Genomic DNA, 7420 nt, shown 5'->3' with positions numbered 1-7420 from the left:
GCCGCACAGCCCGCCTCGATCGCCGCGAAGACGTACTTGGGCTGGAAGTGGATGTCGGCGATGACCGGGATCTGCGACTTGCGGGCGATCGTCGCGAGCGCGTCCGCGTCGTCCTGCGTCGGACAGGCCACCCGCACGATCTGACACCCGGACGCGGTGAGCTCGGCGATCTGCTGGAGCGTCGCCCCCACATCGGACGTCCGCGTGGTCGTCATCGACTGCACCGACACCGGCGCGTCCCCGCCCACCGCCACGGAGCCGACCTGGATCTGCCGGCTCTTCCGGCGCTCGGCGAGCTTGGTCGGAACGGACGGCATACCGAGAGAAATCGCAGTCATCTGCTGTGCAACCCCAAGTCGTGGATCAAGGTCCGGCTCCCCGTGAGCGGCGGGCTCCGGGCTCCGAGATTACGGCACCGGTCGGCCGTCGGGCACATCGCGGCCGTAAGCCCGCGTCAAGGGCGACGGCCCGGAACCGCAGGGTTCCAGGCCGTCGTGAACAACGGGTGTCGATGTCGTGGGCTAGGAGATCCGCACCGGGTTCACCACGTCCGCGATCAGGACGAGGATGGTGAAGCAGACGAAGATCCCGGCCACCACGTAGGCCACCGGCATCAGTTTCGCCACGTCGAACGGGCCCGGGTCGGGGCGGCGCAGCACCCTGGCGAGGTTGCGGCGCAGCGACTCCCACAGCGCGCCCGCGATGTGTCCGCCGTCGAGGGGCAGCAGCGGGAGCATGTTGAACAGGAACAGGGAGAGGTTGAAGCCCGCGAGCAGCATCACGAACATGGCCATCTGCTGTGAGGCGGGGATCTCGAGGGTGGCGATCTCGCCGCCGACCCGGGCCGCTCCGACGACGCCCATCGGGGAGTCGGGTTCGCGCGGGCCGTCGCCGAAGGCGGCGTCCCACAGGGCGGGGATCTTGGACGGCAGGGCGGCGAGGGAGTCGACGGCATCGCCGACCCGGTCCGTCATCCAGACCACGGAGTCCCCGAGGTCCTGCTTGACGACGCCGGTGGCCGAGCTGAAGCCGAGGAAGCCGGCCTTGACGTACTCGCCCTCGACGTAGGCGCCGTTGCCGTCCTTCTTGGCGACCAGGTTGGTGGCGATCTCCGCCTGGAGGGTCACCTCCTGGCCGTCGCGGTCGACGACGATCGCCACGCTCTTGCCGGCGCTGTCACGGATGAGGTCGGACAGGACGCCCCAGTCGTCGGTGCGTACCCCGTCGAAGGCGACGATCCTGTCGTCGGCCTTCATCCCGGCGGCGGCCGCGGGGGACTCGGGGTCGGACGCCTTGCACTTGTCGCGGTTCTCGCTCTGCGAGATCACGCACTGGGAGACCGAGCTGACGGTGGTGGTCTGCTGCTGGATGCCGAAGCCCATCAGCACGGTGAGGAACAGCGCGACCGCGAGGATCAGGTTCATGAACGGGCCCGCGAACATCACGACGACCCGTTTCCACGGCTTGCGCGTGTAGAACAGGCGTTTCTCGTCGCCGGGCTTCAGTTCCTCGAAGGCGGCGGAGCGGGCGTCCTCGATCATGCCGCGCCACGGTGAGGTGGAGCGGGCCTCAAGACGGCCGTCGGGGCCGGGCGGGAACATGCCGATCATGCGGATGTAGCCGCCGAACGGGATCGCCTTCACGCCGTACTCGGTCTCGCCCTTGTTCCGCGACCAGAGGGTCGGGCCGAAGCCGACCATGTACTGCGGCACGCGGATGCCGAACATCTTGGCGGTGGAGAGATGGCCCAGCTCGTGCCAGGCGATCGAGAACAGCAGGCCGGCCGCGAAGACGACTATGCCGAGGATGAACATCAGGGTCGTCATGCACGCGCCTCCGCGCTCGCCGTCCGGGCTGTCAGTTCCCGGGCCCTCGTCCGGGCCCAGGTCTCCGCTTCGAGGACGTCCGACACGGTCAGGGAGGTTCCCGTCGCCGGGGTGCCGTGTTCCTCGACGACCCGGGTGACGGTCTCCATGATTCCGAGATACGGCAGTGCGCCGGAGCGGAAGGCCTCGACGCACTCCTCGTTCGCCGCATTGAACACCGCCGGGGCGGTTCCCGCGAGCTCGCCGACCCGCCGGGCGAGGTTCACCGAGGGGAACGCCTCGTTGTCGAGGGGGAAGAACACCCAGGTGGACGCCGTGCTCCAGTCGAAGACCGGGGCCGCGTCCGGGACCCTTTCGGGCCAGCCGAGGCCGATGGCGATGGGCCCGCGCATGTCGGGGGGCGTCGCCTGGGCCAGTGTCGATCCGTCCGTGAACTCAACCATCGAGTGGACATACGACTGCGGGTGCACGACGACCTCAATGCGATCGAAGGGAATGTCGTAGAGGAGGTGCGCCTCGATCACCTCCAGGCCCTTGTTGACGAGCGTCGCGGAGTTGATCGTGATGACCGGGCCCATGGCCCAGGTGGGGTGGGCGAGGGCGTCCTCGACGGTGACGTCCGCCAGCTGCTCCCTGGTACGGCCGCGGAAGGGGCCCCCGGAGGCGGTGACGACGAGCCTTCGGACGTCGGCGCGGGTGCCGGCGGCCAGCGCCTGGAAGAGGGCGGCGTGTTCGGAGTCGACCGGGATGATCTGACCGGGCTTGGCGAGCGCCTTGACGAGCGGGCCGCCGACGATGAGCGACTCCTTGTTGGCGAGCGCGAGGGTGCGGCCCGCCTCCAGGGCGGCGAGGGTCGGGGCGAGTCCGATGGAGCCGGTGATGCCGTTGAGGACGGTGTGGCAGTCGGAGGCGGCGACCTCGGTGGCCGCGTCCGGTCCGGTCAGGATCTCCGGCAGCGGCTCCCCCGCGCCGTACCGCGCGGCCAGCGCCTCGCGCAGCGCCGGTACGGCGTCCTCGCGGGCGACGGCGACCGTGCGTACCCGCAGCCGGTGGGCCTGCTCGGCGAGGAGGGCTACCCGGCCGCCGTTGGCGGACAGGCCGGTGACCCGGAAGCGGTCGGGGTTGCGCAGCACGAGGTCGATGGCCTGGGTGCCGATCGACCCGGTGGAGCCGAGGATCACCACGTCCTTCGGGCCGTCTCCCACCACGGGGTCGTAGACGAGGTGCGGATCGGCGAGGGGGGCTGGACTGTCGGTCATCCCCCCATTGTGTCCGTATCCCGCGCCCGGGAGGACAGGGGTGTCGTCGCGGCGGACGGCGAGTCGTCATCGGACCCGCCCCGGGGATGGACCGATGCCGGCGCCTGGCACGGGGAGGTGCCGTCATGGCCAGGACACCTCGGTCAGCGGCCGCGGGCGGCCCGGTGGCAGGCGCCCCCGGGCCGTCCGCGGCCGGCCGTCACCTGACCGGGCGGTGCACGTTCTCCCGTTGCGACGGGCCCGGGGCGGCGTCCGCGATCCAGGGGCCGTCGTCCGAGGGGTCGATGACGCCCTGCTCGAGCCACTCGTACGTGCCGGAGAGCACGCCCTTGACGACCTTGCGGTCGAGGTCGTCGGTGTTGGTCCACAGCCGGCCGAAGAGTTCCTCGACGCGGATGCGGGACTGGCGGCAGAAGGCGTCGGCGAGCTGGTAGGCCTCGCGGCCGTGCTCGTCGCGTCCGCGCAGGAGTTCCGCGCGGACGCAGGCGGCGCTCATCGCGAACAGTTCCGCGCCGATGTCGACGATCCGGCCCAGGAAGCCCTGCTTGGTCTCCATTTTCCCCTGCCAGCGGGACATGGCGTAGAAGGTGGAGCGGGCCAGCTTGCGGGAGGTGCGCTCGATGTAGCGCAGATGCGGGGACAGGTCGATGCCGTGCTTGAACTCGCTGTAGGAGCCGGGCAGCTGCCCGGGCCCGGCGACGAGCTTCGGCAGCCACTTCGCGTAGAAGAGGCCCGCGCCCGCGCCCGCCTTGGCCTTGTCGCCGAGGGACTTCTCCGGGTCGATCAGATCACCGGCGACCGACAGGTGGGCGTCGACGGCCTCGCGTGCGATCAGCAGGTGCATGATCTCGGTGGAGCCCTCGAAGATGCGGTTGATGCGCAGGTCGCGCAGCATCTGCTCGGCGGGGACGCCGCGTTCGCCACGGGCGCGGAGGGACTCGGCGGTCTCGAAGCCGCGGCCGCCGCGGATCTGGACCAGCTCGTCGGCCATCAGCCAGCCCATCTCCGAGCCGTAGAGCTTGGCGAGGGCGGCCTCGATGCGGATGTCGTTGCGGTCCTCGTCGGCCATCTGTGAGGACAGGTCGACCACGGCCTCCAGGGCGAAGGTGGTGGCGGCGATGAACGCGATCTTGGAGCCGACGGCCTCGTGCAGCGCCACCGGCTTGCCCCATTGTTCCCGGACTCCCGACCACTCGCGGGCGATCTTCAGGCACCACTTGCCCGAGCCCACGCACATCGCGGGCAGTGACAGCCGTCCGGTGTTGAGCGTGGTGAGCGCGATCTTCAGACCCTGGCCCTCCTCGCCGATGCGGTGGGAGGCCGGGACCCGCACCCGGTGGAAGCGGGTGACGCCGTTCTCCAGCCCGCGCAGACCCATGAAGGCGTTGCGGTTCTCGACGGTGACGCCCTCGGAGGCCGCCTCCACGACGAACGCGGTGATGCCGCCGCGGTGCCCCTCGGACCGGGGCACGCGCGCCATGACGACGAGCAGGTCGGCGACCACGCCGTTGGTGGTCCACAGCTTCACGCCGTCGAGGACGTAGTCTCCCCCCTCTTCTGGAACGGCGGTCGTGGCGAGCCTGGCCGGGTCCGAGCCGACGTCCGGCTCGGTGAGCAGGAACGCCGAGATGTCGGTCCGGGCGCAGCGCGGCAGGAACGTCTCCTTCTGCTCACGCGTGCCGAAGATCTTCAGCGGCTGCGGGACGCCGATCGACTGGTGGGCGGAGAGCAGCGCGCCGATCGCCGGGCTGGCGGAGCCGACCAGGGCGAGGGCCTTGTTGTAGTACACCTGGGTGAGGCCGAGACCTCCGTACTTGGTGTCGATCTTCATGCCGAGGGCGCCGAGCTCCTTGAGCCCGGTGATCACCTCGTCGGGAATACGCGCGTCACGCTCGATCGTGGATCCGTCGATCTTCGTCTCGCAGAAGTCGCGGAGTTTGGCGAGGAACTCCTCACCGCGCTGGACGTCGTCGTCGGCGGGCAGGGGGTGGGGGTGGATCAGGTCGAGCCGGAAGCGGCCGAGGAACAGTTCCTTGGCGAAGCTGGGCTTGCGCCAGTCCTGCTCCCGGGCGGCCTCCGCGACCTGACGGGCCTCCTGTTCGGTGACCGTGGGCCGGGACGGAGACTCGGGTACTGCGGACATGAGGCTCACCTCGCCGCGAAGAGGGTGGAGTCGTGCGTTACTGACGGGTGCTACCCGATCGTATGTACCCGATTCGTAGCGCCCCCACCACCCTTCGTGCGGCCGTTCGGCCGATACGCCGTCGGCGGGCCGGCTCGGGGAGGTCCAGGCGACCGCCTCGTCCCTGGCGCGGTCCGCCGCTGAGGGACAATGGCTTCGACGCGGGTCCCTCCCTTCACCCGGGCTCGGCGGCAAGAAGACAGTCGAAGCGCTTCGACATCCCCTGGACACCTGTTGTCCTGTGCGGCTACTGTCGAGCCATCCCACCCCACCCGGTACGTTCGGGCTCGATGTCGAAGCGCTTCACACACTTGGAGAGCCGGATGGTCACCCTCGCCGAGGTCGCCCAGCACGCCGGAGTCTCGGCGAGCACGGTGAGCTATGTCCTCAGCGGCAAGCGGTCCATCTCCGTGAACACCCGGCAGCGCGTCGAGCGGAGCATCCGCGAGCTCGGGTACCACCCGAACGCCGGGGCCCGCGCCCTGGCCAGCAGCCGGTCCAACATCATCGCGCTGATGATCCCGCTGCGTACGGACATGTACGTACCGGTGATGATGGAGATCGCCATCGCGGTGGCCACCACGGCCCGCACCCACGGGTACGACGTGCTGCTGCTGACCGGCGAGGAGGGTCCTGACGCGGTGCGCCGGGTCGCGGGCAGCGGACTGGCCGACGGCATGATCCTCATGGACGTCGAACTCGACGACGAACGGCTGCCGCTGCTGCGGAGCACCGACCAGCCGGCGGTACTGATCGGCCTGCCCGCCGACACCACCGGACTGACCTGCGTCGACCTCGACTTCAAGGCCACCGGCGCGCTCTGCGTGGAACACCTGGCCGAGCGGGGACACCGGGACGTCGCCGTCATCGGCGAGGCCCCGGCGGTCTATGAACGGCACACCGGCTTCGCCGAGCGCACCCTGGACGGGCTGCGTACCCGGGCGCGGGAACTGGGACTGCGGCTGCTGCACCGCCCGTGCGAGGGCGGATACGACGCGATGGCCGTGACGCTCGCCCGGATCCTCGACGAGCGCCCCGGCACCACGGGCTTCGTCGTGCAGAACGAGTCGGCGGTCGAACCGCTGCTCGCCCTGCTGCGCCAGCAGGGCCGGGCGGTGCCCGAGGACGTCTCGGTGGTGGCGGTCTGTCCGGAACAGGTCGCCGTACAGGCCTCGGTGCGGCTGACGTCGGTCGCCGTCCCCGCTCAGGAGATGGGCCGGCATGCCGTGGAGCAGTTGGTCGCCAAGCTCGACGGGAAGGGCGGCGACGAGGTCGTGCTGCTCCCGCCCGAGCTGACGGTCCGGGCCAGCTCGGGCCCGGCGCCCGTGGCGTAGCCTCCGGTCGTCGCGCCACCGCGGAGCGCGCCCGTGAACGCGGACGGACGTCCGTGTCGCGGACGCGCTCCCCCGGTCGTCGCCGGGAAGGCGACGGGTCAGCCGCCGGAGACGGTCAGGTTGTCGGTACGGAAGTCCAGCCCGCCGGCGGACGAGGTGATCTCGAAGCCGAACTGCACGTCACCGATGGTCTCGTTGCCCATCCAGCCCTTGGTGTCCTTGATCCACTTGAGGATCGGGAGGATGTTCACGGTGCCGGAGTTCGAGTCCGAGGTGCGCAGGAACGAGAAGACCTCGTTGTGTCCGTTGCTGCCCTTGTAAACGTTCCAGGTGTGGCCGCCGAGGCTCACGGTGCCCTGCGGGCTGCCGAGCGGGCCCACGGCCCCGTGGTGGTTGACCCAGAGCATGATCTCGTAGTCGTAGTCCGTGTCCCAGATGTCGTACGAGGTGTTGTACGCCCCCGAGGACGGGACGGTGACCCGGTAGCTGCTGGTGAGCGAGCCGAGGGAGGCGATCGGCTTGTTGATCACCTTCTTGGAGTTCGGGTAGGACTTGATGCCGCCGGTGTTGGGGTGGTCGGCCCACACGCCCCAGTTGGTACCGGAGTTGGCCCACACGCACTGGGCGCCGGCGCCGGAGCCCCAGATGTTGTTGTAGAGCGTGTAGCCGTTCAGGCCGGTGTTGCCCCACTGGTCGCAGGAGCTCCAGACGGCGGCGTGCGCGGGTGCGGAGGCGAGGCCGGCCGTCACGCCGAGGGCGAGGGCGGGGGCCAGCAGGACCTTGGTGATCCTGCGCAGGGTGCCTGGTGCCATGGTGTCC

At 70.1% G+C, this 7420-nt stretch carries 6 protein-coding genes; 1 reads left to right on the top strand and 5 read right to left on the bottom strand.

What is annotated here, in order from left to right; translation table 11 throughout:
• The 4 genes from ACIF9R_RS10830 to ACIF9R_RS10815 form a co-directional block, all read right to left on the bottom strand.
• Positions 1 to 338, bottom strand: a 338-nt coding sequence (locus ACIF9R_RS10830) for a flavodoxin-dependent (E)-4-hydroxy-3-methylbut-2-enyl-diphosphate synthase (RefSeq protein WP_399977259.1), incomplete at its 3' end; no start/stop codon positions are given.
• 183 nt (positions 339 to 521) lie between these two features.
• Positions 522 to 1814, bottom strand: a complete 1293-nt coding sequence (locus ACIF9R_RS10825) for a M50 family metallopeptidase (protein ID WP_399977290.1) — start codon at positions 1812 to 1814, stop codon at positions 522 to 524.
• Positions 1815 to 1822: 8 nt separating this feature from the next.
• Positions 1823 to 3085: a 1-deoxy-D-xylulose-5-phosphate reductoisomerase gene (dxr, locus tag ACIF9R_RS10820; RefSeq protein ID WP_399977256.1), complete on the bottom strand. Its 1263-nt coding sequence runs from the start codon at positions 3083 to 3085 to the stop codon at positions 1823 to 1825.
• A gap of 199 nt (positions 3086 to 3284) precedes the next feature.
• Positions 3285 to 5228, bottom strand: a complete 1944-nt coding sequence (locus tag ACIF9R_RS10815) for an acyl-CoA dehydrogenase family protein (RefSeq protein WP_399977254.1) — start codon at positions 5226 to 5228, stop codon at positions 3285 to 3287.
• A 362-nt stretch (positions 5229 to 5590) separates the two neighbouring features.
• Between ACIF9R_RS10815 and ACIF9R_RS10810 the strand changes: the two genes are divergently transcribed.
• On the top strand, positions 5591 to 6601 hold the full coding sequence (locus ACIF9R_RS10810) for a LacI family DNA-binding transcriptional regulator (RefSeq protein WP_399977288.1): 1011 nt from the start codon (positions 5591 to 5593) through the stop codon (positions 6599 to 6601).
• 98 nt (positions 6602 to 6699) lie between these two features.
• Here ACIF9R_RS10810 and ACIF9R_RS10805 read toward each other — a convergent pair whose 3' ends face one another.
• Positions 6700 to 7413: a hypothetical protein gene (locus ACIF9R_RS10805; RefSeq protein ID WP_399977251.1), complete on the bottom strand. Its 714-nt coding sequence runs from the start codon at positions 7411 to 7413 to the stop codon at positions 6700 to 6702.
• Positions 7414 to 7420: the final 7 nt, after the last annotated feature.

It is taken from the genome of Streptomyces sp. NPDC086080 (assembly GCF_044540255.1).
In the GTDB taxonomy this organism is placed as follows: domain Bacteria; phylum Actinomycetota; class Actinomycetes; order Streptomycetales; family Streptomycetaceae; genus Streptomyces.
The sequence above is the reverse complement of the archived record's forward strand: the minus strand, read 5'-3'. Positions and strand labels throughout refer to the sequence as shown.